This window comes from Amycolatopsis sp. VS8301801F10 (assembly GCF_046195355.1).
In the GTDB taxonomy this organism is placed as follows: domain Bacteria; phylum Actinomycetota; class Actinomycetes; order Mycobacteriales; family Pseudonocardiaceae; genus Amycolatopsis.
Window position 1 is genome coordinate 1,850,202 of record NZ_CP176065.1, and the last position, 25,962, is coordinate 1,876,163.

At 69.7% G+C, this 25,962-nt stretch carries 21 protein-coding genes and 1 other RNA gene; 13 read left to right on the forward strand and 9 right to left on the reverse strand.

The features are described 5' to 3' along the window. Window positions 1-88: 88 nt before the first annotated feature. Window positions 89-3,070 (forward strand): PQQ-dependent sugar dehydrogenase, encoded by a 2,982-nt coding sequence (locus F9C11_RS08965; RefSeq protein WP_409184413.1) that lies wholly within the window; start codon window positions 89-91, stop codon window positions 3,068-3,070. 267 nt (window positions 3,071-3,337) lie between these two features. Here F9C11_RS08965 and F9C11_RS08970 read toward each other — a convergent pair whose 3' ends face one another. Further along, entirely contained in the window at window positions 3,338-4,855 is a 1,518-nt protein-coding gene (locus F9C11_RS08970) for a 3-hydroxyacyl-CoA dehydrogenase (protein ID WP_409184414.1), read from the reverse strand. Between the two features lie 46 nt (window positions 4,856-4,901). Next, complete coding sequence (locus tag F9C11_RS08975; RefSeq protein WP_409184415.1) at window positions 4,902-5,582, reverse strand: TetR/AcrR family transcriptional regulator; 681 nt, start codon at window positions 5,580-5,582, stop codon at window positions 4,902-4,904. Window positions 5,583-5,708: 126 nt separating this feature from the next. Between F9C11_RS08975 and F9C11_RS08980 the strand changes: the two genes are divergently transcribed. Continuing rightward, window positions 5,709-6,155 (forward strand): nitroreductase family deazaflavin-dependent oxidoreductase, encoded by a 447-nt coding sequence (locus F9C11_RS08980; protein WP_409184416.1) that lies wholly within the window; start codon window positions 5,709-5,711, stop codon window positions 6,153-6,155. 1 nt (window position 6,156) lies between these two features. On the opposite strand, the gene F9C11_RS08985 is transcribed toward F9C11_RS08980, so the two are convergent. Both F9C11_RS08985 and F9C11_RS08990 read right to left on the reverse strand, forming a co-directional pair. Continuing rightward, a complete protein-coding gene (locus tag F9C11_RS08985; RefSeq protein ID WP_409184417.1) occupies window positions 6,157-6,345 on the reverse strand; it encodes a hypothetical protein in 189 nt (62 codons plus the stop codon). A gap of 63 nt (window positions 6,346-6,408) precedes the next feature. Continuing rightward, complete coding sequence (locus tag F9C11_RS08990) at window positions 6,409-6,960, reverse strand: hypothetical protein (protein ID WP_409184418.1); 552 nt, start codon at window positions 6,958-6,960, stop codon at window positions 6,409-6,411. 169 nt (window positions 6,961-7,129) lie between these two features. Here F9C11_RS08990 and F9C11_RS08995 point away from each other — a divergent pair, with 169 nt between their 5' ends. Both F9C11_RS08995 and F9C11_RS09000 read left to right on the forward strand, forming a co-directional pair. Beyond that, window positions 7,130-7,882, forward strand: a complete 753-nt coding sequence (locus F9C11_RS08995; protein ID WP_409184419.1) for a response regulator transcription factor — start codon at window positions 7,130-7,132, stop codon at window positions 7,880-7,882. Then, window positions 7,857-9,320, forward strand: a complete 1,464-nt coding sequence (locus tag F9C11_RS09000; protein WP_409184420.1) for a sensor histidine kinase — start codon at window positions 7,857-7,859, stop codon at window positions 9,318-9,320. Before F9C11_RS08995 ends, F9C11_RS09000 begins: the two co-directional genes overlap by 26 nt. Window positions 9,321-9,355: 35 nt before the next feature. Here the strand turns inward: F9C11_RS09000 and F9C11_RS09005 are convergent, their stop codons facing one another. Then, complete coding sequence (locus F9C11_RS09005) at window positions 9,356-10,261, reverse strand: serine/threonine dehydratase (protein WP_409184421.1); 906 nt, start codon at window positions 10,259-10,261, stop codon at window positions 9,356-9,358. A gap of 259 nt (window positions 10,262-10,520) precedes the next feature. Between F9C11_RS09005 and F9C11_RS09010 the strand changes: the two genes are divergently transcribed. The 4 genes from F9C11_RS09010 (at window position 10,521) to ffs (ending at window position 13,867) form a co-directional block, all read left to right on the forward strand. Next, a complete protein-coding gene (locus F9C11_RS09010; RefSeq protein WP_409184422.1) occupies window positions 10,521-12,848 on the forward strand; it encodes an ATP-binding protein in 2,328 nt (775 codons plus the stop codon). Continuing rightward, window positions 12,845-13,264, forward strand: a complete 420-nt coding sequence (locus F9C11_RS09015) for a roadblock/LC7 domain-containing protein (protein WP_009084595.1) — start codon at window positions 12,845-12,847, stop codon at window positions 13,262-13,264. The genes F9C11_RS09010 and F9C11_RS09015 overlap by 4 nt, the downstream gene beginning before the upstream one ends. Window positions 13,265-13,267: 3 nt before the next feature. Then, window positions 13,268-13,762, forward strand: a complete 495-nt coding sequence (locus tag F9C11_RS09020; protein ID WP_409184423.1) for a GTP-binding protein — start codon at window positions 13,268-13,270, stop codon at window positions 13,760-13,762. A 5-nt stretch (window positions 13,763-13,767) separates the two neighbouring features. Continuing rightward, an RNA gene (ffs, locus tag F9C11_RS09025) (signal recognition particle sRNA small type) lies at window positions 13,768-13,867 on the forward strand. A 108-nt stretch (window positions 13,868-13,975) separates the two neighbouring features. On the opposite strand, the gene F9C11_RS09030 is transcribed toward ffs, so the two are convergent. After that, window positions 13,976-14,785 (reverse strand): spermidine synthase, encoded by an 810-nt coding sequence (locus F9C11_RS09030; RefSeq protein WP_409186854.1) that lies wholly within the window; start codon window positions 14,783-14,785, stop codon window positions 13,976-13,978. A gap of 87 nt (window positions 14,786-14,872) precedes the next feature. On the opposite strand from F9C11_RS09030, the gene F9C11_RS09035 reads away from it, so the two are divergent. After that, entirely contained in the window at window positions 14,873-16,918 is a 2,046-nt protein-coding gene (locus F9C11_RS09035; RefSeq protein ID WP_409184424.1) for a DNA polymerase III subunit gamma and tau, read from the forward strand. A 102-nt stretch (window positions 16,919-17,020) separates the two neighbouring features. On the opposite strand, the gene F9C11_RS09040 is transcribed toward F9C11_RS09035, so the two are convergent. Both F9C11_RS09040 and F9C11_RS09045 read right to left on the reverse strand, forming a co-directional pair. Beyond that, the gene (locus F9C11_RS09040; RefSeq protein ID WP_409184425.1) at window positions 17,021-20,131 is read right to left on the reverse strand and encodes a TIM-barrel domain-containing protein; all 3,111 of its coding nucleotides are present in this window, start codon (window positions 20,129-20,131) and stop codon (window positions 17,021-17,023) included. A gap of 105 nt (window positions 20,132-20,236) precedes the next feature. Further along, window positions 20,237-21,103, reverse strand: a complete 867-nt coding sequence (locus F9C11_RS09045) for an N-acetylmuramoyl-L-alanine amidase (protein WP_409184426.1) — start codon at window positions 21,101-21,103, stop codon at window positions 20,237-20,239. 103 nt (window positions 21,104-21,206) lie between these two features. On the opposite strand from F9C11_RS09045, the gene F9C11_RS09050 reads away from it, so the two are divergent. After that, entirely contained in the window at window positions 21,207-21,563 is a 357-nt protein-coding gene (locus F9C11_RS09050) for a YbaB/EbfC family nucleoid-associated protein (protein WP_009084583.1), read from the forward strand. Between the two features lie 3 nt (window positions 21,564-21,566). After that, the gene (gene recR, locus F9C11_RS09055) at window positions 21,567-22,163 is read left to right on the forward strand and encodes a recombination mediator RecR (protein ID WP_009084581.1); all 597 of its coding nucleotides are present in this window, start codon (window positions 21,567-21,569) and stop codon (window positions 22,161-22,163) included. Window positions 22,164-22,370: 207 nt separating this feature from the next. Here the strand turns inward: recR and F9C11_RS09060 are convergent, their stop codons facing one another. After that, window positions 22,371-23,468 (reverse strand): UDP-N-acetylglucosamine 2-epimerase, encoded by a 1,098-nt coding sequence (locus tag F9C11_RS09060; RefSeq protein WP_409184427.1) that lies wholly within the window; start codon window positions 23,466-23,468, stop codon window positions 22,371-22,373. A 111-nt stretch (window positions 23,469-23,579) separates the two neighbouring features. Between F9C11_RS09060 and F9C11_RS09065 the strand changes: the two genes are divergently transcribed. Continuing rightward, window positions 23,580-24,599, forward strand: coding sequence for a glycosyltransferase family 2 protein (locus tag F9C11_RS09065; protein ID WP_409184428.1), 1,020 nt, complete (start codon window positions 23,580-23,582; stop codon window positions 24,597-24,599). Further along, a complete protein-coding gene (locus F9C11_RS09070) occupies window positions 24,596-25,900 on the forward strand; it encodes a hypothetical protein (protein WP_409184429.1) in 1,305 nt (434 codons plus the stop codon). The genes F9C11_RS09065 and F9C11_RS09070 overlap by 4 nt, the downstream gene beginning before the upstream one ends. Window positions 25,901-25,962 lie beyond the last annotated feature (62 nt).

Genomic DNA, 25,962 nt, shown 5'->3' on the forward strand with positions numbered 1-25,962 from the left:
GCGCGTCACGGTCGAGTAAATATCACCCGATCGAGGCAACTTACTCCCCCTTTTGAGCGATTACCGATCGCTGAGAAAGGGGGCCTGGATGGCCTGGCACAAGCTCCGTTCCCTGCTGGTGGCCGCATTCGTGGCCAGCACAGTCGTCGCAGTCCCCACCGTGGTCACCGCCCCGGTGGCAGCAGCCGATACTCCGGCGCTGCCGCCGGGGTTTGTCTTGCGGGACCTGCCCACCGGGCTCGGGCAGTACGAGTTCACCGATTTCGCCTGGATGCCCGACGACAGCGTGCTGGCCCTCGGCAAGTCCGGCGTCGTCAACTGGGTACCGGCCGCGGGCGGCGGCGCACCGGAGCAGATCGCGACCTTCTCGGTCGAAACGCAGGGCGACATGGGCTTGACGAGCATCGCGCTCGCGCCGGACTACGCCACCTCGCACCAGATCTACCTGAACCGTTCGGTGTCGCTGGGCAACGGTCAGTACACGCTGCGCGCCGCCAAGTTCACCGTGCAGCTCGACGGTGCTGGGCATCCGTCCGGACTGACCGGAGAGCAGGTGATTTTCGACCTGCCCGGCAGCCCGTATTACATCCACGGCCTCGACACGGTTTATCCCGCACCGGACGGCACGCTCTGGTACTCCGTCGGCGACAACGGCGACGCGGGCAAGACCAACCCGGTCGCCTTCGCCGCACAGGACCTCGACTCGCCGTTCGGCAAGATCCTGCACCTCACCGCGGACGGCAAGGGCGTGCCGAGCAATCCGTACTACAACGCTGCCGCGCCGGATTCCGCTCGTAGCAAGGTGTTCGCGAGTGGATTCCGCAACCCGTTCCGGTTCAGCCTCGATCCGAAGAGCGGGCTGCCGGTGGTCGGCGACGTCGGCTGGTACACGTGGGAAGAGCTGGATGTCGTGCAGCCTGGCGCGAATCTCGCTTGGCCTTGCTATGAGGGGAACCACCTGACGCCGGGCTATTCGACTGACGCGCGCTGTGCTTCGGCGGTGAACACGCCGCCGTTGTGGGACTACCAGCACGGGACTGGTCCGGCGCAAGGCAACAGCGTTACCGGCGGGATTGTGTATGGGGGCACGACCTATCCGGCGGCTTACCAGGGTGCGTATTTCTTCGGGGACTACGCGGGGCAGAAGATCTGGACGCTGCGGTATGACGCGCAGGGCAAGCTCACGCAGGCGCCTTCGAGTCCGGCGCCGTTCCAGAATGTTGGTGGGGTTACTCGGATTTCCGCTGCGCCCAACGGGGACATCGTCTTCAGTGATCTCAACGCCGGGGTGTTGCGGCGGTTGAGTTACTCGACGAACAATGCTCCTCCGGCGGCGAAGGCTGCTTCAGCTACGGATCCGGACAGTCGGACGGTTTCCTTTGATGCCAGCGGTTCTACTGATGCTGACGGGGATGCGCTGACGTATTCGTGGGACTTCGGGGACGGTGCTACGGGTGCTGGGGTTCAGGTCAGTCATCAGTATGGCGAGGGGGCTTCGTTCACCGCGACGGTGACGGTGTCGGATCCGCTGGGCGGGGTCGGGACTGCGAAGGTTGTTGTCGCGCCGGGTAATCACTCGCCGGTGTTGACGTTGTCCGCGCCGGACAAGGCTTTTGCGGTGGGTGAGCCGGTTTCGTTGTCGGCCACGGCTAGTGATGTGGAGGATGGCGGGCTTCCTGTTACGTGGACGTCGATGATTCGGCACTGTCCGGATCTTGGGGCCTGCCATGTGCATCCTGGGGATAGTTCGACTGGGCCGTCGTTGACGGTGCCGTTTACTGAGCACACGGACTCGCGGATGGAGTTCACCGCGACGGTTACCGATAGTGCTGGGGTGCAGGCTAGTAAGACCTATGTCGCTTACCCGCGCCAGCATCGGTTGACGTTGGTGGGGACGCAGCCTGCCGCGTTGAGTATTCCCAGCGAAGGGGGTGTCAGCAGTGCGATGGTCACTGAGGGGGCCACGTTTGATGTGACCGCGGCGTTGGTGGGGACTGACGGGGTTTCCAAGTTCGCTGGGTGGCAGGGTGGTCCGGCCACCTCTTCGTGGTCGATCACCGTTGGTGCTGGTGACCTGACGCTTACTGCTAATTACGTTACTGCGATTGATCAGCGGTATGCGGGTGAGCCTGGGTTGCGGAGTTTGCTTGGTGCGCCAACGGGGCCCGAGGTGGTGGACGGGCTGGTGCGGTACCGGGCTTATGCGAACGGGCGGTTGTACTGGTCCGCGGCTACTGGGGTGCGGGAGATCGGCGGGCAGATTTTGGCTCGGTATCTCGCGATTGGCGGGCATCGGGTTTATGGGCCGCCGGTTACCGATGAGACTCCGACTCCGGATGGGGTGGGGCGGTACAACCATTTGATGGGTACGCCGGGGAGTCAAGCCGCTTCTGTTTATTGGACTCCGGGTACTGGGGCGCATTCGGTGCAGGGGCAGATCCGGGTCAAGTGGGCTGCGCTCGGGTGGGAGCGCGGGGTTGGGTATCCGGTCACTGACGAGTCCGGGACTCCGGACGGGGTTGGGCGGTACAACCATTTCACGGGTGGGTCGGTGTATTGGACTCCTGCTGGTGGGGCGCATCAGGTTGGTGGGGCTATTCGGGACAAGTGGGCTTCGCTGGGGTGGGAGCGGGGGGTTGGGTATCCGACTACCGATGAGTCTGTGACGCCGGATCGGGTTGGGCGGTATAACCACTTTACGGGCGGGTCGGTGTATTGGACGCCGGGTACTGGGGCGCATCAGATTGGTGGGGCTATTCGGGACAAGTGGGCCTCGTTGGGGTGGGAGCGGGGGCTTGGGTATCCCGTGACCGATGAGACCGCTACTCCTGGTGGGGGTGCTCGGTATAACCACTTTGGCGGTGGTGGGTCGGTTTATTGGAGTGCGGGGACTGGGGCGCATATGGTGCAGGGGGAGATTCGGAAGCGGTGGGCTGCGTTGGGGTGGGAGAGAGGGTATTTGGGGTTGCCTGTGTCGGATGAGTATCCGATTGGCGGGGGTGCTCGTAGTGATTTTCGGGGTGGGTTTGTTGTTTATCGGAATGGGGGTGTGGCGGATTATCGGTGGTGAGGTGCTCGTGGGCGGCTCGTCGCCTGGCGGCGACATTGCGCCCGGAGTGGTTGCGTGGGGCACCCCGAAAGCCAATTGTGCTGACGGTTCGGGTGTGCTTGTCAAGGCGGGAAAGATGCCTTGACAAGCACCCCCGAACCGCAGGGCGGCTTCGTATCGGGGTGTGGGGGAGGGGCTGGGTGCCTCGCTGTTTGGGTGCAGCGGTGCGGTTTTAGGGGCGGTGAACGGCAGTCATGCAAAAAGCTACCGCGCACCACCGACAGAAAGTCAGGCCAGGTCAGCCGGGCGGGTGCCGATGGAGGCGAGTGGCAAGCCCAGTGCGACGCGTTCCGTCAGCCAGTTGCTGGGGCGGTAGCGGGGGTCGCCGGTGGCTCGGTGCAGGCCGTTCAGGATTCGGAGGACTTTTTCTGGTCCGACCCGGTCGCCCCATTCCAGGGGGCCGCGAGGGTAGCCCAGGCCTAGGCGGACTGCGGTGTCGATGTCGGCGGGGGCGGCCAGGCCCTGGTCGGCTAGGTAGCAGGCCGTGTTGATGATGGAGGCCAGCAAGCGTTGGGCGATGGGGGCGGCACCGTCTCGGACTGCCGTTACTGGGGTTCCCGTGGCGGCCAGGGCACCCCAGGCAGCACGGCCATAGTGGGGGTCCAGTCCTGGGTGGACGGACATCGTGAAGCGCGATTCGTAGCCTAGGGCGTCGATTCCGACGACGCGTGAGGCGGGCAGTTCCAGTTGCCGCGCGGCCTCCACAGTGGACTCTCCGCGCAGGGTGACCAGGAGAACCGTGTCGGGGTAGGCGTCTTGGACTACGTCCACGCCTGCTGCGGAGAGGAGGCGGGCCAGTCGTTCGTCGGCCGCGTAGACCGGTGTGGTGGGGGCCGGCGGTGCTGCGGGCTCGGGCGGGAGTTCCTGTTTTCCGTCGACATAACGGTAAAAACCTTCGCCGGTTTTGCGGCCGAAGAGTCCGGCGGCGACACGCGGGCGGGTGAGCCACGACGGGCGCAGGCGTGGTTCGGCGTGGAAGCCGCTCCAGATGCTTTCCAGTACCGCGTGCGAGACGTCCAGGCCGGTCAGATCCAGCAGCTCGAACGGGCCCAGTTTGAGGCCGAGTACGTCGCGTGCGATGCGGTCGATTTCGGCGGGGGCGGCGAGGGATTCCGAAAGAATCTGCAGGGCTTCGGTGTTCAGGCCGCGGCCGGCGTGATTGACGAGAAATCCGGGGGCGTCCTTCGCCAGCACGGGTTCGTGGCCCCAGCCGCGGACGAGTTCGAGGGCTTCGCCGGGAAGCCAATCGGCGGTGCGGGCGCCGGGGACGACCTCGACCAGTCGCATCAGCGGGACTGGGTTGAAGAAGTGCAAGCCGATCATTCGCGTGGGATCGGCGAGTCCGGCGGCGATTTCGGTGACGGACAGCGAGCTGGTGTTGGTCGCGAAGATGGTGTCCGGACCACAGACCTTCTCGAGGCCGGCGAAGAGGGTTTGCTTCGTTTCCAGGTCTTCGCGGACGGCTTCGATCACCAGGTCGACCCCCTCGGCGGGGGCGAGCGGGCCGTCGACCGGGACGAGGTTTTCCTTCGCCGCGCGGCCGGCCTCCTCGGTCAGCTTCTCCTTGGCGACCAGCCGGTCGACCATCGCGCCGACGTGGTCGATCGCCGCGGTCACCGCTTCCGGCTGTGCGTCCGCGAGTTCCACGGTGACTCCGCCGGTCGCGGCGAGCTGGACGATGCCGCGTCCCATCACCCCGGTGCCGATCACCCGGATCCTGCCGACCCGTCCGGCCCATCCCGTCACGTCGAACCCACCTTTCGCGTTGGCGCCACGGCGAACTTACCCCGGACTACAGACCGACGAAGTCCGCCATCTGCCCGATGAGGTGCTCGAAGTACGCGTCCGCCGGGTCGACGCTGCCGACGTACTGGCCGAACAGCTCGAAGTTGAGCGCACCGAACAGCTGGGTCCAGGCGGCGATGGCGCGCATGACGACCTCGGCCGGCGCGTCGATGTCCAGGATCTTGGCGAGCTCGCCGGCTTGCGCGCGCAGTTCGTCCGACATCGGCGCGGTGACGGCGGGTTCGTGCGGGTTGCCGTCGCGCAGCACCGCGACCAGCGCGAACGCCACCCGTCCGGCGGGGCCGACGGTGTCTTGCGGAGCTTGGTAACCGGGGATCGGCGAGCCGTAGATGAGCGAGTACTCGTGCGGGTGCGCGCGGGCCCATTCGCGGGTCGCGCGCCAGATGGCCCGCCAGCGTTCGCGCGGGTCGCCGGTGTGCGGGTCGGCCTGTTCGGCGGCCTCGCCGACGGCGTTGTACGCGTCGACGATCAGCGCGGTGAGCAGGTGATCGCGGCTCGGGAAGTAGCGGTACAGCGCCGACGAGACCATCCCCAGCTCACGGGCGACCGCACGCAGGGAAAGTCCGTGCGCGCCGACCTCGGCGAGCTGGCGGCGGGCCTCGTCCTTGATCTCGCGGGTCAGCTCGGCGCGGACCCGCTCGCGGGCGGTCCGGGGTGCGGCAGTCATGCGATCAGTGTGCCTCGGAATAGAGCGCTGCGCAAAACCGAGAGCAGTGCTCTTGACGCGAGACCGCTTGAGGTGTTCACTGTTCACAACAGAGAGCACCGCTCTCGTAAACTGGAGGAGAACCCCATGACCAGCACTCGTTACCTCGAACCGGGCAAGGCGTCCGCGGCGTTCAACGGCTGCGTCCGCTGGCTCACCAAGCGCGGCCTGAGCGTGTGGGGCAGCCGGGTGCTGGGCGTTCGCGGCCGCAAGTCCGGCGAACTGCGCGAGGTGCCGGTGAACCTGCTGCCGTTCGAGGGCAAGCAGTACCTGGTGGCCGCGCGCGGCGAAACCCAGTGGGTGCGGAACCTGCGCGCGGCGGGCGAAGGCCAGCTGACCGTTGGGCGGCGCACCGAGACTTTCCGCTATCGCGAGCTGTCCGACGACGAGAAACCCGCCATCCTGCGCTCGTATCTCAAGCGCTGGGCGTTCGAGGTCGGCGCGTTCTTCGAGGGCGTGGACGCGAAGGCGCCGGAGGAAAAGCTGCTGGAAATCGCGCCGGGCTACCCGGTGTTCGAGGTCTTCACCCGGTGAGTCAGCGCTTCCGGACCGCGGTGGCCGCGACGAGGACCACGCCGACCAGGAACGCGACCAGTCCGATCAGGAACCACAGTTTCTGTCCGGTCATGAAACTGCCGGTCAGCACGCCGACGCCCTGCAGCACCCACACCGCGCCGACGAGCACCAGCACGACCCCGCACGCCAGCGTGATCCACCGCTTCACGACCATCTCCTCGCTCGGGAAGGGAACCTCGAGGAAGTCTCTCAAGGTTCCCTTCGTCCCGAGTTACCCGCGGCGGCGAGGTTGTCCGTTTCCGAGCTGCTGTGCTTCGCCGAGCGAGGTCGCGGTGGCCGTAGTGCCCTGGACCTTCGCGACCACGGTGACGTTGTCGCCGGACTTCGGCGAACCGGTTTTCACCGTGGCCGAATCCAGCGTGTAGGTCTGCTGGTAGCCGTCCTTGCTGGTCAGGGTCACCGACGTGGCGCTGAGTTCGGTGATCGTCCCGGTCTGCAGGCGTTCGGTCACGTACCCGCCGGCCGCGTCCGGCACCACGAAGTCGCCGTGCAGCGCGTCGCGCAGCGCGGCGATTCCGCCCATGCCGCGGCCGGCGAAACCACCGGGTCCGTCTGGGCCGCCGAATCCGCCCGGACCTTGCTGCGCGGACGCGTCGTTGCCGCTGGTGCCCGCCCAGATCGCCAGTCCGCCGCCCACCGCGAGCACGGCCGCGACACCCGCCGCGAGCGCGGTTTTCCGGCCCGACCACGTGGTGCGCGGGCCGCCGGATGCCGGAGCGGGCTGCTCTCCCCAGGTCGCGCCCTGTGCTGGATCGGTCGTCATGGTCTCCTCCGGAACGTTCGGGCTGGTCCTCCGAGCGTCGGGGCGGCCGCTGTGCGGAGGCTGTGCCGGACGTGGGGGACACCTGTGCGCCCCGTTCGGGGAAACGCCGCACAGGAAACGCACAGCCAGTACTCAGCTCGGCCTGAAGACGGAATCCGAAGATGGCACCATGAGCAGTGTGAACGCCGCGTCTGCCGGCCGGGGCAAGGCCGAACTGCGCCGCGCGGACGGCAGCCCGGTCCGTGTGCTGGTCGTCGACGACGAGTCGACGCTGGCCGAACTCGTGTCCATGGCCCTGCGGATGGAGGGCTGGGAGGTGCGCAGCGCGGGCACCGGGGCCGAGGCGGTGCGCGTCGGCCGCGATTTCCGGCCGGACGCCGTGGTGCTCGACGTGATGCTGCCCGATTTCGACGGGCTCGAGGTGCTGCGCCGGATGCGCGCCGAAACGCCGTATCTGCCGGTTCTTTTCCTCACCGCGAAAGACGCGGTGGAGGACCGGATCGCCGGGCTCACCGCGGGCGGCGACGATTACGTGACCAAACCGTTCAGCCTGGAGGAAGTGGCGCTGCGGCTGCGCGCGCTGCTGCGCCGGGCGGGCGGCGTTTCCGGGGCGACCGGGTCGCAGCTCGTGGTCGGCGATCTCACGCTGGACGAGGACAGCCGCGAGGTGCACCGCGGCGGCGATCTGGTGCCGCTGACCGCGACCGAGTTCGAACTGCTGCGGTACCTGATGCGCAATCCGCGCCGCGTGCTGTCGAAAGCGCAGATCCTCGACCGGGTGTGGAGCTACGATTTCGGCGGCCAGGCCAATATCGTCGAGCTGTACATTTCCTATCTCCGCAAGAAAATCGACGCCGATCGGGAACCGATGATCCACACCATGCGCGGCGCCGGGTATGTCCTCAAACCCGCCGCGGGCTGAGCGCCGCCGTCCGTGGTCCTTGCGCCGCAGGCTGATCGTGCAGCTGGCGGCGCTGCTCGCGCTGGTCTGCGTGGTGGTCGGCGTGGTCACCGAACTGGCGTTGAACAGTTTCCTCGTCGGGCAGCTCGACGGACAGCTGGCGGCGGCGAGCGACCGCGGGTTCCGGCACGGCGTGCCGCGTCCGCCCATCAACGGTCCCGGAAAACTGCCGCCGGACCCGCTTCGCGTGCTCGGCCAGCCCGAGGGGACGCTCAGCCTGGTCGTGCACGACGGCGTGGTCAACGGGCAGGTGATCGGCCCGTTCGGGCTCGTCCCGCTGACACCGGACCAGGACCGGATCCTGCTCGTGCTCGCGCCGAACGGACAGAGCCGCACCGTCGAGCTTCCCGGAAGCCTCAAGAAATACCGCGTGGTCGCGACGTATTCGCCGCGCGGCGAGTTCACCGTGATCGGACTGCCGATGAACCGGGTCTCGGAAACGTTGTGGCGGCTGGGATTCATTTTCGGCGGCGTCGCGCTCTGCGGCATTCTCGTCGCCGGGTTCGCCGGCGCGGTCACGATCCGGCGGACGATGGCCCCGCTGGACCGGCTCGCCGCCACCGCTTCCCGGGTGTCCGAACTGCCGCTGGACCGCGGCGAGGTCGCGCTGTCCGAGAGAGTGCCCGAAGTGGACACTGACCCGAGGACCGAGGTCGGCAAGGTCGGATCGGCGATCAACCGGATGCTGGGCCACATCGCCGAAGCGCTCGCCGCTCGGCACGCGAGCGAAAGCCGGGTGCGGCAGTTCGTCGCGGACGCGAGCCACGAACTGCGCACGCCGCTCGCCGCGATCCGCGGTTACGCCGAATTGACCCGGCGCAGCGGCGAACAGGTGCCGCCGGACATCGCGTTCGCGATGAGCCGGGTGGAATCCGAATCGGCGCGGATGACGACGCTCGTGGAAGACCTGCTGCTGCTCGCCCGGCTCGACTCCGGGCGTCCGGTGGTGCCCGAGCCGGTCGATTTGTCCCGGCTGGTCGCGGACGCGGTCGCCGATTCGCACGTCGCCGGCCCGGAACACAAGTGGTTGCTGGAACTTCCCGGCGAGCCGATCTCGGTGCTCGGCGATTCCGGGCAGTTGCACCAGGTGGTGCTGAATCTTCTCGGCAACGCGCGCACGCATACGCCCGCGGGGACCACGGTGACCACCGCGCTGTCCACTAAGGACGGATGGGCGACTTTGTCCGTTGTGGACGACGGGCCGGGCATTCCGCCGGAAATCCTGCCCGAGGTGTTCGAGCGGTTCGCCCGGGGCGACAATTCGCGGTCGCGTGCCGCCGGGAGCACCGGGCTGGGGCTGGCGATCGTCGCCGCGGTCGTGGCCGCGCATTCCGGGCGCGTGATGGTCACCAGCCAGCCGGGGCGTACCGAGTTCGTGGCTTCCTTCCCGCAATCGTGAGCGGTGCGCCGCCCGGGTCGAGCGGCGCGACGACCTCACGCGAAGGTGACCGAGGTATTGGCTCCGCACAAGACAAAACACGGCAGCTCGGCCGGGACGCGCCCAGCCAGCCAGGCGGCCAGCGGAGCCGCGGCGGCGGGCTCGACGACGAGCCGGAACTCGCGCCACAGCAGTTCGCGCGCGGCGAGGATTTCGGCATCGGACACCAGCACTGAAGTGACGCTTGGCGAGTTGAGGATGCCGAACGCCAGCTCGCCGACGCGGGTCGCGCCGAGTGCCGAGGCGGCGACCGAGTCGATGGTGACGTCCACCGGTTCGCCCGCGGCGAGGGCGGCGTGCAGTGCCTGGCAGTGCTCCGGCTCCACGGCGAACACCTGACGGCCGTCCGCGGCCAGCGTCGCGCCGGAGGCCAGTCCGCCACCGCCCACTGCGACGACGATGGCGTCCACGTCCGGTGCGTCGGCGACAATTTCCGCGGTCGCGGTTCCTTGCCCGGCGATCACGTCGGCGTCGTCGTACGCGTGCAGGTAGCGGGTGCCGGGTTCGTCGGCGACCGCCAACGCGGCTGCCGCGGCTTCGCCATATGTCGCGCCGTGCCGGATGAGCTTCGCACCGGCTGCTTCGATGCCGGCAGCCTTCGCCTCGGGCACGGTCTCCGGCACGTAGACGACAGCGGGAACCCCCAGCGCCTGCGCGGCGGTCGCGACGCCGAGACCGTGGTTGCCGCCCGACGCGGTGACCACTCGCTTCGGTTCAGGGCCGTTGAGCAGGGCGTTTACCGCGCCGCGCAGCTTGAACGAACCGGACCGCTGGAGGTGCTCCAGCTTGAGGACGAGCGGACGACCATCGATTTCGGTGCGTAACAGCGGCGTCCACCGGACGTGTGGTCGGAGGCGGAGGTGGGCAGTGGCGACGTCGGCGGCAGAGGGTGCGATGCGCATATCGGTCATTCTCCTCTTCCGGGCCGCCTCGGGTGCCACTCGCCGGGAAAACCCCAGCGTGGCAGGGCGCGACACGGGGCAAGAGGGCATTGTCTAGCTCTTGCCGATCTCGCTAAGCTCTGCGCAGACGTGGGGTGTCCGACCATGTGCGTACCGCGACGAGTACTACCGAGAGTAGTAGCGTCCTGCGGGTGTCCCCGTTCGGTGCACTTCACGCCTCGGTCTCGCCGGGACTCCTCGGGAACGGAAGGTGACGTGGATGCGCGACGGCTCGGCCCGGTCGCCGGAATCCGCTGCGCGGCTGCTTGACCGCCTCGGGATCCGCACTGTGCAGGCGCGAGTGACTGTGCTGGTCGTGGCTCCGCTGATCCTGGCCGCAGCGGCGGCGGTCCCGCTCGTGCTCACCCAGGTCACCGCCGCGTCGAAGGCCGCGACCACTTCGGACACCGCGGCCCGGGCGCGGCAGGTGGGCTCCCTGGTGGGGCAGTTGCAGCGGGAAGGCCTGCTCACGGCCGCTTTTGTCGCGGACCCCTCGGCCACCAACACCGCGCTCGTCCGGCAGCAGCAGATGGTGGACGGCACCGCGCACGGCGTCGCGGACAGCCTGGTCGGCCCCGGCGGCGAACTGTCGAAACTGCGGCAGAACGCGCTCAATCGACAGATTTCCGTAGCTGATGTTGCCTCTGGCTACGATTCCATCTCCGGTGGGCTGATCGACGCACTCGGACTGGCCACTTCGGACGATGCTGGGGTCCGGGCCCTCGACGCACTGCTCCGCGCGGACGAGCAGCGAGCGGCCAGGGCGACCGCGCTGATCGCGTCCGCCGGAGCCGATCGCGCAGGTCAGCGCGCTGCGGTTTACGAAGAAGAGTTCGACCGGCTGGCCGGGAAGCAGGACGCGGCACAGGTCTCCGCGATGGAAACCGGGGCGACTGCCCAGCAGCTCGACCGGCTGGCCGCCGCGCCGCGGCAGGACCGGCAGTTTGTGTCCGATGTGGTCACTGCCGGTACTCAGCTCGCCGAGCAGCGCGGCGCGGTGGAAGCCCGGATCGCCGGCGCGATCGCCGATACCGCCTCCGCGAAAGCGTCCAGCGCGACCCGGACGGCTTATCTCGTCGGCGGTGCCGCGATTGTCCTTTTCGGACTAATCGCTGCGCTGTCCGTGCTGGCCGCGCGATCGGTCGTCCGGCCGCTGCGGCGGCTGAGCGGGCAGGCCCGCTCGACCGCCGACCTGGCCGGCCCTGAATTGGTTCAGGCCGCGGAGCCGGCGTCGGGTCCGCCGCAACCGTTGCTGCCCGCGCTCGAGGCCGGGACCGGTGGCGAACTCGCTGAGTTGGCCGACACGTTCAACCGGCTCCGAGGCACCGCGGTCGAAGCCGTGACAGAACAGGCGAATGCCCGCCGCGCCGCGCTCCAGCTGCTGGTCGGAGCGGCCAAGCGCACGCAGAACCTGGTCGCTGGCCAGCGCACCACGGTGGAGGAATTGACGCGCGGCACCGACGATCCGGTATTGCTCGCCGGTCTGCGTCGCGTGGGGCACGCCGCCCTTCGGCTGCGCCGCACCGCCGACGATCTCCTGGTAGTGACGGGAAACCGGGACGAAACGCGGGTCGGCGGTCCGATCGAACTGGCCACCGCGCTGCGCTCGGCCGCCGCGGAAATCGACGACGAATCCCGCATCCGGATCGGCGAACCGGCGGAGGCGCTGCTCGCGCCGTCGCTGGGCATCGACCTCGTGCTGCTGTTCGCCGAACTGCTGGAAAACGCGGCCGCGTTCTCGCCGCCGGAGTCCCTGGTGGAGATCTCGACCGAGTTCCAGCCCTCCGGCGATCTGCTGGTGCGCATCGCCGACCACGGCGTCGGGCTGTCGCCGGAACGGCTGGCGCAGGAGAACCACCGGCTCGCCGAACCGGTCGACGCGGCGTCCGGGCAGCAACTCGGCCTGGCCGTGGTCGGGCGGCTCGCGCGGCGGCATTCGCTGCGCGTCCAATTGGAGTCCACTTCGGACGGTGGGGTGACGGCGATGGTTTCGGTGCCGCAGGCGTTGTTCACCCGCGACGTCGATTTCCGGCGCGGGCCAGGGCTTTTCGAACCGGGACAGGTGCCCGACCCGCGGCCGGTGCTGCTGCCCGCGCCCGCGATCGCCGCGCTGTCCACGCCGACCCCGCCCGGATTCCGGTGGTTCGCCGACCAGCCGGAGCCCGAAGCCGACGAAGCGAAACCGGAAGAGGATCCGGAGTGGCCGGAGGCGGAGCCGGAATTCGCCTCGCTCACCGGAACGCTGGAACTCCCCGACGAACCCGAAGAGCCTGAGCCGTCCACAAAGGACACTGAGGGTGCCGCTGACCCGTCCCCGACGCATCAGTTCACCGTGGTGCCACCGGAATCCCGCGACGGAGTGTTCCGCCGCGTCCCCGGCGCCCAATTGGCTCCCGGGCTGAAACTCCCGCAGCTCGTCCGCACCCCGTTGCCGCGCCGCGAACTGCGCGATCCGGCCGCCGAGCGGGCCACCTTCGACTCGTTTTCCGACGGCGTCGCCAAAGCACAGCAAGTCACCGCTCGCCAGGCCGATCAAGGAGGATCATGACCGTTCCCGCCGCCGCGCAGAACTTCAACTGGCTGGTCAACCGCTTCGCACTGCACACCGCCGGCGCGATCGCCGCGCTCGCGGTGTCCGCGGACGGGCTGTTGATCGCCGCCTCGCAGGACCTCGACCGGGCGGACGCCGACCGGCTCGCGGCGACCTGCTCGGCGATGCTCGCGCTGGCCCAGAGCGTGTCCGAAAGCCATCCGCTCGGCGATCCGGACAAGGTCGTGGTCGAACTGGAACGCGGCTACCTGGTGGTCTGCACCATCAGCATCGGCTGCTCGCTCGGCGTGCTGGCCAACAAGCAGGCCAGCCTCGGCACGATCGCCTACGAGATGGCGATGTTCGCCAACCGCGCGTCCGAAGTCCTCACCCCCGCGCTGGTCGAGGAGCTGAAGAACACCGCGTTCGCCTGACCCGTGAAGATCCTCGTGCTTGGCCCGGCCGGAGCCGGGAAAACGACGGCGGTGCACGCCGTTTCGGAGATCGCGCCGGTGCGCACCGACGCCGGCGCCACCACCGCGGCGCTCGACTTCGGCAGGCTCGGCGAGGGCGAGCGGCGGCGGTACCTGTTCGGCGCGCCGGGACAGGCCCGGTTCTGGTTCCGCTGGCCGGACCTCGTGCGGGGCGCGGACGCCGCGCTCGTGGTGGTCGACCCGCGGCGGATCGCGGACGCCTACCCGGTGCTCGACGCGGTCGAGGGCATGCGGCTGCCCTTCGTGGTCGGGGTGAACTGCTTCGACGGCCTGCTCACCCGGCCGCTGCACGACGTGCGCTGGGCGCTGACCGTGCGCGACGGCGTCCCGGTGCACCCGTTCGACGCCCGCGACCCGGCGTCCGTGCGCGAGGTGCTCGACCTGGTCGCGGCGGGGGTGGCCGAGGGGGCGCGGGCGCGGCAACCGAGTCCGCTATAGTCGTCTGCGGGGACCCCCCGTGGCGTCCACCCTGTGAACTTCCCCAGGGCCGGAAGGCAGCAAGGATAAGCGGGCTCTGGCGGGTACGGGGGGAACCCGCTTTTTATGCTGATTCGGCGAAAAGCAGGCGGGCACGGACCGCAGCCGATCTGCTCGCTGCAACCCTCCCCGCCGTGACTGTCGGCGAATGAGCAGCAGACGGCGCAGTATGCCTTAAAACAGGCCGAGCACGTCGTCCGGCGGTGTCGGCGAGGGCAGCGCTTCCGCGTCAAACACCGGCGCGGCCTTTCCGCGAAGCTGCCGCAGCTCAGCGCCGTGCACCACCCGCGCTGGATACGGCGAGGACGCCGCGCGCCGGGTCAGCTCCGCCGTCGGCAGTTCGAGCCGGGAAGCGGCCAGCACGAGATTCCCGAACCGGCGCCCGCGCAGCACGCTGGGTTCGGCCAGCAGGACGACGTGCGGGAACACCTCCGCCAGCGTCGCGAGGAACCGGCGCGCGAACGGCAGGCCAGGGCCGTCGGAGATGTTCGCCAGCATCGTCGCGCCCGGGCGCAGCACGCGGGCCACGTCGGTCACGAACTCGACGGTCGCCAAGCCGCTCGCCAGCGTCGCGCGTTCGAAGGCGTCGAGCACGATCAGGTCCGCCGTCGCGTCGGGCCGGCTGCGCACGCCCGCGCGACCGTCCTCGATCCGCACCCGCAGTTTCGGGACGCTGCGCAGGTCAAGCTGTTCGCGGACCAGGTCGATCAGCGGTTCGTCGGCGTCGAAGACCAGCTGCCGCGAACCTGGGCGCGTCGCGGCGACGTAGCGCGGCAGGGAGCAGCCCGCGCCGCCGACGTGCAGCGCGTCGAGCGGGCCGGGCGGAAGGAAGTCGACCAGGTCGCCGAGCCGGCGCACGTAGTCGAACTCCAGATTCGTCGGATCGTCCAGATCGACGTAGGACTGCGCCACCCCGCCCACCGAAAGCATCCACGCGTTGGGCCGATCGGCGTCGCGCAGCAGCTCGGCGGTCCCGAACCGCACCGGGTACGTGCCCGGCCGCGGGCCGCTCGGCGCACGGCCGCGACCGGAACGGGAGGGGCTCACCGTGCTCACTGTAGTCTCGGGCACGTGGCTCTCGCGCTGTACCGGAAGTACCGTCCGGCGACCTTCGCCGAGGTCGTCGGCCAGGAGCATGTGACCGAACCGCTGCGCACGGCGCTGGCCGCCGGGCGCATCAACCACGCGTACCTGTTCTCCGGGCCACGCGGCTGCGGCAAGACGTCGAGCGCGCGGATCATGGCGCGCTCGCTCAACTGCGCCAAGGGCCCGACGCCGGATCCGTGCGGCGAGTGCAACTCGTGCCGCGCGCTCGCGCCGGAAGGCCCGGGCAGCGTCGACGTCACCGAACTCGACGCGGCCAGCCACGGCGGTGTGGACGACGCCCGCGACCTGCGGGACAAGGCGTTCTACGCGCCCGCCGAATCGCGCTATCGCGTGTTCATCATCGACGAGGCGCACATGGTCACCACGCAGGGCTTCAACGCGCTGCTGAAGATCGTCGAAGAACCGCCTGAGCACCTGATCTTCATCTTCGCCACCACCGAGCCGGACAAGGTGCTCACCACCATCCGCTCGCGCACGCACCACTACCCGTTCCGGCTGATCCCGCCGAGTTCGATGCGGGAGCTGCTGGAGCGCAACGTCGCCGCCGAGGGCGCGACGGTCGAACCGGCGGTGTACCCGCTGGTGATCCGCGCCGGAGGGGGTTCGGCTCGCGATACGCAGTCGGTGCTGGACCAGCTGCTCGCCGGGGCCGGTCCGGAAGGCGTCACGTACCCGCGGGCGGTGGCGCTGCTGGGCGTCACGGACACCGCGCTGATCGACGCGGTGATCGACGGGCTCGCGAACGACGACCCGGCCGAAGTGTTCGGCACCGTCGAGAAACTCGCCGACGCCGGGCACGACCCGCGCCGCTTCGCCACCGACCTGCTCGACCGCCTGCGCGACCTGCTGCTGATGCGCGCGGTCCCGGAAGCGGGCGAACGCGGCCTGGTCAACGCACCGGACGACGAGCTGAAGCGGATGACCGAGCAGGCCGAGAAGCTCGGCCCGGCCACGCTGTCCCGCTATGCCGACATCGTCCACAGTGGACTCCTGGAGATGCGCGGCGCGACGTCGCCGCGGCTCGTGCTCGAACTGCTCTGCGCGCGGATGCTGCTGCCGTCGGTCACCGAGGCGGAGAAAGCCTTGCTGGCGCGGATCGAAAAGCTCGAGCGGCGTCCGGCCGGTGCGCCCGCTCCGGCTCCGCACGCTGGTCCCGCTCCGGTCGCTGCTCCGGCCGCATCCGCTGCTCCGGCGGAGGCTCCGGCTCGGTTCCAGCGCCCTTCGCAGCGTCCGGCGCAGGAAGCTTCCCCCGCACGTCCGGTGCAGGAAGCTCCCGCCGCACCGGCCCGTCCGGCGGCGGAGGAACCAGCGCGTCCGGCTCGGCCGGAGGTGAGCCGTCCGGCTCCTGCTGAACCGCCTGCCCCCGCTCCCGCCCCGGAAGCGCCTGCCGCCGCGGAAGCCCCGGCCGCGGGCGGGATCGACGCGGCCAAGGTGCGCGAGAAGTGGCCGCAACTGCTGGCGTCGCTGCGGAAGTTCACCGGCGGGCGCGCGCTCGAAGCCATGCTCACGCAGGCGACGGTCGCCGAAGTCGACGGTTCGGCGGTCACGCTGACGCACAAGTCCGAACCGCTCGCCCGGCGCCTGAGCGACCAGGGCAACGCGAGCAAGATCGCGGCCGGGCTGAGCGAGGTGCTCGGCGGCGAATGGCAGGTCCGCTGCGTGCACGGCGCGGCCGCGGCCGCCGCTCCGGCGCGGCAGGCGCCCCGGCAGCAACCGGCCGCACCGGCTCCGGAACGGTCGTTCACGCGTCCGTCCGCGTCCGCGCAGGCCCCGGCGGCCGCCGCGCCCCCGCCGCCGAAACCCGCGCCGGAGGCCCCGAGCCGCCCGCGCGTCACCACGAGCGAACCGGACATCCCGCTCCCGCCCGAACCCACGGACGAGGACGACGACATCTACTCCGAGGACTCGAGCCCGGTCCCGCCGCCTCCGCCGCCGCCCGCCGAGGAGGACCCGGAGCAGATCGCCCGCAAGCTGCTTTCGGACCACCTCGGCGCACGTCCGCTGGACTGACCGGCTCGTGACTGCTGCGCACGGCCAGTCCCCGTGCACAGCACTCACCGGCGTGTCCGCCCGGCCTGAGCCGCAGGTGGCTCGTGAGTGCGCATCCCGGTTCTAACCGGGATAAACACTCACGACCTTCTGCGGGTGCTGCGTCGGCGGCGCTTGCACGGTCACGGTCCGGGTCGGCGCGTCCCAGCTCCAGCTTCCGCTGCGCCGCCCGTCCACGTACACCGCGGCTGGCGCGCTGGCATTCGTGAACCGGACCGTCCAAGCGCGTTGCGAGGCACCGATCGCGAGCGTCGCCGAGTGGGGATTTTCGGTGTAGCGCAACGCAGTCGTGCCCGGCCCGTCGTTAAGCGTGAACGCGCCGTCGTGCCCGCCAGCCACGGTGACGGTCGCGGCGGTGCGCGGGTCCTGTGCGTCGCCGGGCACGTTTCCGCTGCGGGTCACCATGATTCCGCCCGAGCGCAGGAATACCGGCATGGTGTCCCAGCCCGTGGTGATCTGCGCGCTGGTGCCGCCGCGGTAGGTCTTGCCGGTGAAGTAATCCGTCCAGTCGCTGCTCGGCGGGAACCAGACACTGGTGGTCGCCGTGGTGCCCGGGCTGGTCGCCGGAGCTACGAGGACGTCCGGGCCGTACAGGTATTCCCCGCCAGCCTGTGCGTACGCCTCCTGCTGGTCCGGGTATTGCAGGTACAGCGGGCGCACGATCGGCATTCCCGTCGCCGTGGCCTGCTGTGCGAGCGTGTACGTGTAGGGCACGAGATTTTCGCGCAGGTTAAGGAATTTCGTCGCGGACGCGTCCGCGGCCGCTCCGTACTGCCAAGGCAACCGGTCGCTGTGGTTGGAGTGCAGCCGGTCAATCGGCTGGAACGTGCCGAGCTGGACCCAGCGCGCGTACAGGTCGTCCGGCAGTTTCGTGCTGCCCAGCTCCGTGCCCGGCTGCTGCAATCCGCCGGTGTGGCCGCCGATGTCGTGGCTAATCGAAGCGAGGCCGGTCGCCGCGGATTCGCCGGGCGTGTAGCCGACCTCGAAAGCCAGCGTGGCCCAGTCGGAAATGGTGTCTCCGGTGAAGTGCAGCGTGGTGCGCTTGTCCGCCCACGGTCCGGTCGGCACCGCGGTCGGCGAGCTGTATCCGCCGGCTTGCAGCGAGCCGTACGCGCGGGAGAACGCGAAGCTGCCGCGCTGTGCGTACTGCTGGTTGATCCACGCGTCCGGAGTGACGCCGGCGAGGCTGGATTTCGAGCTGTCGCAACACCAATCGAGCCACCAGACGTCGTTGCCCTGCTGTTCCATCGGCCGGTGCAGGTCGAAGTAGGCGCGCAGCTGGTCGGGGTCGCCGAAATCGAAGACGTAGCAGTCTTTTCCGCAGCTGGGCTGCAGTTTGCCCTTCGCGGTCGCCTGCGCCGCCGGGAACTGCGGGTCGTCGGCGCGGATGCTCGGGTGGATGTTCAGCGACGTGTGCAGGCCCTCCTCGTGCGCCCACTGGAAGAACGCCTTCGGATCGGGGAAGCGGGTCGGGTCGATTTCCCAGCCGTTCCAGCGGTCGGGCGATTTGAAGTCGGTGTCGACGACGAGCATGTCGAGCGGTACGCGCTGCTCGCGGAATTTCGGCACGATCGTCTGCTGGAAGTCGGCGGCCGTGCGGTCGTAGTACTCGGAGTACCAGACGCCGTAAGCCCAGCGGGGCAGCAACAGCGACGGCCCGGTCAGCTGGGCCAGTTCCCGCAGCGCTTGGCCGTAGTTCTGGCCGTAGGCGAAGACGTAGCCGTCCTGGTAGGTCTCGCTGCTGGGCCGCTGGGTGACGGCTTTGGTGCGCGGGTCGTACAGCGCCGATGCGGTGTCGTCGAGGAGTGACCAGCCGTCCTGATAAAGGATTCCGGGTGCGGAGACCACGCTTCCGTCGACGCCGTCGAGGCCGCGTCGGTAGCCGCCGAGCGGCGCGTGCGGGGCGAGCAGTGCCGAATGCGCGGCGGTGACGGCGACGGTGTCGAGGTTGACGTGGCAGTTCGGGTCCGGGCAGGACAGCGTGACGGTGTTGGCGCCAGCCTTGAGTCGCACCGGGATTGCCTTGGTGCGCCACGAATTCCAGCTGCTGGTCGACGGCAGGGTCAGGTTGGTCGAGGTGCCCCCGGTTTGGAGGGTCAACGAGGTCGGTTGGGTTTGGCCGGAGACGGCGGTCGCGTCCGCGTAGCGCAGCTGCAGGTCGTAGGCACCGTCGGCGGGGACGTCGGTGATGGTCAACGCGTCGGCCGCGCCAGGTCGCTCCATGCCCGCGAGGAAGGACTTGCCGGAGTGGCCGTCGTGGTCGCTGGCCGGGTGTGCGCCGCCGGACAGTGCGCCTTGTTCTGCCTCGCACAGGGCACCGAACGCGCACGGCGTCGGCGCGGGTGGCACGGGCTGCGGGTACGCGACACCGGGGTTGACCACGGCAAGGCTGTCGATGTTGACGTTGCCCGAGTCGGCGGTGCCGCGCTTGACGGTCACCTGGTGCTGTCCGGCAGGCAAGGTGAGCGGCACGGTCGCGAGGGCCCAGGTGTCCCAGTCCGCGGTGGCTGGAAGGGTGACGGGGTGCGCGTTCGTGCCGTCGACGAGGACGGTGAGCGTGCGGGTGGTGTGCTGCCCGTCGCCGCCGGTTCCGTTGGCGTAGCGCAGATCCAGCTGCTGAGCACCGGGGGCGGTGACGCGGAAGGACAGGCTGTCGCCGGGGTTGATGAAGCCGGCCGCGAAACCGTCGCCGGTGTAGCCGCGGTGGTCGGTAGCCGTGCCGGGTCCGTTGAGCTGCAGTTGTTCGGCCTCGCAGAGGGTGCCGAACGCGCAGACGGGAGTCAGCTTGCCCGCCCACGGCCGCGCGGTGACATCCTGGCCGCCGGTGCGCAGCTGGACGGTGAGGTTGTCGTCGGAAAACGCGCCTGAGTCGAGTTTGTAGCGCAGCTGGACGGCGCTGGTCCGGATGGTCAGCCAGCCGTCGCGTTTTGTTGCGGTGTAAGGGGTTTTGGGAAAACTGCCGCGGCCGATCGCGTTGAACGTGCCAGCGTCGACGAACTTGGCGTCGCCCGCGTACTCGGTGCGGATGAGTGTCGGCGACAGGACTTCGAAGCGGGCTTGCCCGGCGGTCACCGCCGGTGGAGCGGCCTCGGCGACCCCCGTCGACACGAGCGTGCTCGCCATGGCTGCCACGGCGAGCAGCCGTACCAGTCGTCCTCGGAGTGATGTGGCCACCGGCGCCTCCTCGACAGGTCCCCAGCGACGGTAAGTCGGGACCGATCAAGGGAGAAGACGGTGTCCGGTGTTCTGTCCGCTCAGTAGCCCTTTCGGCTCCCTGCGTCAGGAGCCGGCGAGGTACGCCTCGATCGCCTTCGCGATGGCTTGCGCGTAGTGCGCCCGGCCCGCCGCGGACGACATCTGGCTCGCCTCGTCGGCGTTGCGCATGTTGCCGCATTCGACGAGCACGGCCGGCCGGGTCGACAGGTTGAGCCCGGCCAGATCATTCCGCGGCGAAAGGCCCGCCGAGCCGATGTATGTGGAGGTGGCGAAGCCGTCGTCGCGGATTCCGTCGCGCAGGGTGCGCGCGAGTTTCAGCGACGGTTCGCCCTGCGCCGCGTTCAACGGCGGTGCCGAGTACGCGACGTGGAAGCCGTGCGCGGTCGGCGAAGTGGAGCCGTCGGCGTGGATCGAGACCACGGCGTCGGCGTTCGCGTCGTTGCCGAGCTGCGCGCGCTCGTCGACGCACGGGCCGACGCCGGAGTCGTTCTGCCGGGTGTAGACGACCTTGATTCCCTTGGCCGCCAACGCGTTCCCGACCTCCCGCGCGACCGCGAAAGTGAACGCGTGCTCCGGGTACCCGGCGTTGGTCGACGTGCCGGTGGTGTTGCACGGCTTCGTCTGGCCGCGCCCGGCGGGCACCTTCCGGTTGATCTCGGCGGGATGCGAGGCGTTGCCGCCGTTGTGGCCGGGATCGAGGACCACGACCTTGCCCGAGCCGACCGGAGGCGCCGCGGACGTCGAGGGCGGGATCGAAGACGAGGACGGCGGGGCCGGGCTGGACGACGACGGGCTCGGAGCCGGGGACGCCGGGGTCGCCTGGGCCGCCGACGTCGGCGCGGCGGCCGGTGAGGGAGGCGTCTCGCCGCCGCCGGAACACGCCGTGAGCAGCACCAGGCCGGTCAGCAGCGGGAGAGTCTTCGCTCGCACGAGACCACGGTGCCACAGCACACGCGTGCCGCCAGGACGGACGCGCCGGGCTCGCGGCTAGGCTGGAGAGGAACACCCAAACGCGGAAGGACCGAGTGCGATCATGGTGCAACCCGGCGGCGGCGGCTTCGACCTGTCGCAGATCATGCAGCAGGCCCAGCAGATGCAGCAGAAGCTGGTGGAGGCCCAGGAGGAACTCGCCAGCACCGAGGTCACCGGCACCGCGGGCGGCGGGCTGGTCACCGCGACGGTGTCCGGCGACAGCCAGCTGAAGAGCCTCGTCATCGACCCGAAGGTGGTCGACCCGGACGACGTCGAAACCCTGGCCGACCTGGTGGTCGCCGCGGTGCGCGACGCGTCGGCGAGCGCGCAGAAGCTCACCGAGCAGAAGCTGGGCCCGCTGGCAGGCGGCCTCGGCGGCGGCATGCCGGACCTCGGCAGCCTCGGCTTCGGCGGCTGACACTTGTACGAGGGTGTCGTCCAGGACCTGATCGACGAACTGGGCCGGCTGCCCGGCGTCGGTCCGAAGAGTGCCCAGCGCATCGCGTTCCACCTGCTGGCCGCCGACCCCGCGGACATCGCGCGGCTGCAGGACGTGCTGGGCAAGGTCAAGGAAGGCGTGCAGTTCTGCGAGATCTGCGGCAACGTGTCGGAACAGGAAACGTGCCGCATCTGCCGCGACGAACGCCGCGACCTCACGGTGATCTGCGTGGTCGAGGAGCCGAAGGACGTGCTGGCGGTCGAGCGGACCCGCGAGTTCAAGGGCCGCTACCACGTACTGGGCGGTGCGCTGGACCCGTTGTCCGGGATCGGGCCGGAGCAGTTGCGGATGCGGCAGCTGCTGCAGCGCATCGGCGAGGCGGACGTCAAGGAGATCATCATCGCGACGGACCCGAACACCGAGGGCGAGGCGACGGCGACCTACCTGGTGCGCATGCTGCGCGACTTCCCGGGCCTGTCGGTGACGCGACTGGCGTCCGGGTTGCCGATGGGCGGGGACCTGGAGTTCGCGGACGAACTGACGCTGGGACGCGCGTTGTCCGGAAGACGTGCGCTGTAATTTGGCGCCGACTTCGTCGGCGCGGCGGGATCGCCTTCAAGTCGGCGTCTGACGGAGCTGCGCACCCGGCCCGGGGGCCGTGCACGCAGCTCCGTCAGACGCCGACGCGATCCCGCGTTCGGGTCGGTTTTCTCTGTGGCAGCCCCGAGTTCGGCGACTGACTTCCACCTTTTCGCGCCGACGGCCGCGCCTAACGCTGCTCTCCGGTCAGCAGTAGCCCAGCTGTGCCAGCGAGTTCACCACGATGTCCGACGGATGGTATTTGTCCATCCAGGACTCTCCGCGCCGGTTCTGGTACGTGGCCAGGAATTCCCGCAGCCGGTCGCCGCGCATCTCGGTCAGGACGACGTTCTCGCCGAGGCCCACGTGCCGTTCGGTGCGGGCTCGGTGGACCGCGCACGGCAGGCCGAGGTAACCGCATTCCTCCTGCAGCCCGCCGGAGTCCGTGACCACGTACTCGGCTCGCGCGACCAGCGGCAAGAACTTCAAATACCGCATCTTCGGCTGCGCGATGAACTTGTCGTCGAACAGATTGTCCAGGCCCAGCGCCCGGATCTTCTCCCGCTCGGGCGCGCCGGCCATGTACAGGATCGGCATCTCGCGGCTCTGCTCGCGCAGGATTTCCAGTACCTCGCGGTATTTGTCGGCGCGCGACACCAGTTCGAACCGGTGCAGCGTCGCCAAGCCGAACTTCTCCGGCAGGTTCGGCGCGTCCAGCGGCTGGTCCACGACCTGGCGCATCGAGTCGATCGCCGTGTTCGCCTCGGTGTTCACCACGATGCCGCGGGCGCCCCGCAGGTTGTGCACCTCGCGCTCGCTCGGCGAGAAGTGGATGTCCACCAGCTTCCCGGCGATTTTGCGGTTCAGCTCCTCCGGCAGCGGCGACAGGATGCTGCCCGACCGCGTGCCCGCCTCGATGTGCCCGACGCGGGCCTTCAGGATCTTCTTGCCGAGCAACGCCCCGTACGGCGTGGTGAACGTGTCGCCGTGCACCAGCACCAGCGGCGGGCGGCCGTCCGAGGACAGCCGGGCGCGGAGTTCGGCGCGGCGGCTCCACGCGGTGCGCAGCACCTGCGCGGCCCAGCCGGGCACCTGCGCCGGCGATTCGAGGTTGTGCGCCCGGTCCCGCGGCACGAACCACAGCGCGGGTTCCGGCAGCTTCAGATCCGAGAGCACGTCCGCGACCTCGTCCACGTGCTGCGCGGTGAACCAGATCTCCGGTTTCGCCCCGCGCTCGGCGACGCGGTGGAACACCGGCGCGATTTTGATCAGTTCCGCGGTGGTGCCGACAATGAACGAAATCACCGTGGATTACCCAATCTCCGTACCGGCCGCAGCCGGGTAAACAGCAGGTCAACGCCGCGGGTCAGGATGCTGCGCACGCTGTCCCGGCCGGTACAGGGTAGCCTCGCCGGGGTGAGTGCGAATCCGCCCCTCCCGTCGCTCAGCGTCGTGATTCCGGTCTACAACGAACAAGACTGGATCGATCGCAGCGTCGGCGCGTTGATCGCCTCGGCCGAGGCGGCGCGGTGGCCGGTGGAAATCCTTGTCGTGGACGACGGGAGCACCGACGACACCCCCGCCCGGCTCGCCCGGCTGCGCGACGAGCACGGCATCACCGTGCTGAGCCAGGCCAACAGCGGCCGGTTCGAGGCCCGCCGGGCCGGAATGGCGAAGGCGTCCGGCGAATGGCTGCTGCTGCTGGACAGCCGCGTGCTCGTGGACGTCGGCAGCCTCGGTTTCCTGCGCGACCAGCTGAGCGCCCACCCCGAACGCACCGCCTGGAACGGCCACATCAACGTCGCGTCCGAGCACAATCCCTACGCCGGTTTCATGGCCGGACTGGTCGCATTCTCGTGGCGCAGGTACTTCGCGGATCCGAAGCTGACGTCGTTCGGCATCGAGGAATTCGATCTCTACCCGAAGGGCACCGGATTTTTCTGCGCCCGCCGCGATCTGCTCGAGGGCTCCGTCGCCGCTTTCGAATCGCTGTTCGACGACGTCCGGTTCGCCAGCGACGACACCCGCATGCTGCGCTGGATCGCCGAACGCGCGCGCATTCACCTGTCCCCGGAGTTCGCCGGGACCTACCACGGCCGCGATTCGCTCAAGAAGTTCTGGGCGCAGTCGTTCTTCCGCGGCACCACGTACGTGGATTCCTACCTCGGTTCGCCCGGTCCGGCGCGCACCGCGCTGTTCGGCGCGCTCGCGGTCGGCGCGGCCGGAGCCGGGCTGGCGGTGAAGAAGCCGAAAACGGCCGCCGCGCTCGGGATCGCCGGGTCGGCGGCGGCCGCCGCGGCGGTCAAGAAGTGCGGGGCCAGCACGGCCGAGGCGCGCGCGGTCGGCACCTTGCTGCCGGTGTTCGCGGCCGGGTTCGGCTCGGGCGTGTTCCGCGGTCTGTCCCTCGCCCTGCGCGCCCGGCTGCGGCGCCGATGAGCGTGGCGGACACCGGCGCGGCGGCCAACGGGGTCGTCCGGGACACCCATCGCACCGCGGGCAAGCTCGGCGGTTCGCTGCTCGTGGCGATCCTCCTCGGCTACGTCCTCACCGTCGCCTGCGCGCGGCTGCTGCCCCCGGACCAGTACGCCACCTTCCTCACGTTCTGGGGCCTGCTGATGGGCCTCGGCAGCGCGTTGTCCCCGCTGGAGCAGGAGCTTTCGCGGCAGTCCGCGACGGCCGCGCTGACCGGCGGCGTGGCCGGCCGCGGCGCGCTGCGCGCGGTGGCCGTCTCGGCGGCGGCCGCGGCGGCGTTCGGGCTGGCGCTGCTCATCCCGCCGGTCAACGACCGGCTCTTCCACGGCAGCGGGGAACTCGCGCTGGTGGTGGTGGCCGGCGGGATCGCGTTCGCCTGCCAGTTCGGCGTCCGCGGCCTGCTGATCGGCCAGCACCAGGTCAAGCACTTCGCCGGGCTGATCGTCGCCGAACCCGCGGTCCGCGTGCTGGTGCTGGGCCTGCTGGTGCTCGCCACCGCCTACCGGCTGGTTCCGCTGGCGCTGGCGGTCGCGGCGGGCTCGTTCGCCTGGCTGCTGTTCGTCCGCCAGGCGTGGCGGCTGCTGGACGTCCGGGCGGACGGCGACGGCTGGGCGGTCACCAGCCGCCGGATGCTCATGCTGCTGCTCGGCGCGGCCCTCACCGCGACCGTCATCACCGGTTACCCGGCGCTGGTCGGCCTGCTCGCCCCTGGCGGCGACCGGGACAAGCTCGGCGCGGTGTTCGCCGCGCTGGTCATCGCCCGGCTGCCGCTGACGCTGGTCGCGCCGGTGCAGTCGCTCGCCGTGCCGTTCGTGGTGCGGCTCTCCGCCACCGCGGACGGCAGGAGCCGGTTGCGCCGCGTGTTGCTGCTGGGCACCTTCGCCGCGCTCGCGCTGGCCGCGCTCGGCGCGCTGGTCGGCATGCTGATCGGCCCGTGGGCGGTGGAACTCGTCTACGGAGCCGCCTACCAGGTGGACGGCTGGGCGGTCGCCGGGCTCGTGTGGTCCTCGGTGCTGCTGGTGCCGATGCAGTTGCTCACCGCCGTGCTGGTGGCGCGCGCCCAGGCCAACCGCGTGCTGATCACCTGGGCGGTGGTCGCGGTCACCGCTTCGGCGCTGCTGCTCGCCATTCCGGGCGACACCGTGCTGCGCGCCGTCGTTTCCCTCGCCGTCGCGCCGATGGCCGGGCTCGCCGTCGTGCTGGTATTCGTGCTCGCTAATTCGTCCGCGGAAGGAACCTCCGACACGGGTGAAGCGTGTTCTTAGCGTCGCAGTAGTGTGAGTTCCGGGCTGCCGGTTTCCCGGTGCGCTTCGGATGGCGAAAGCCG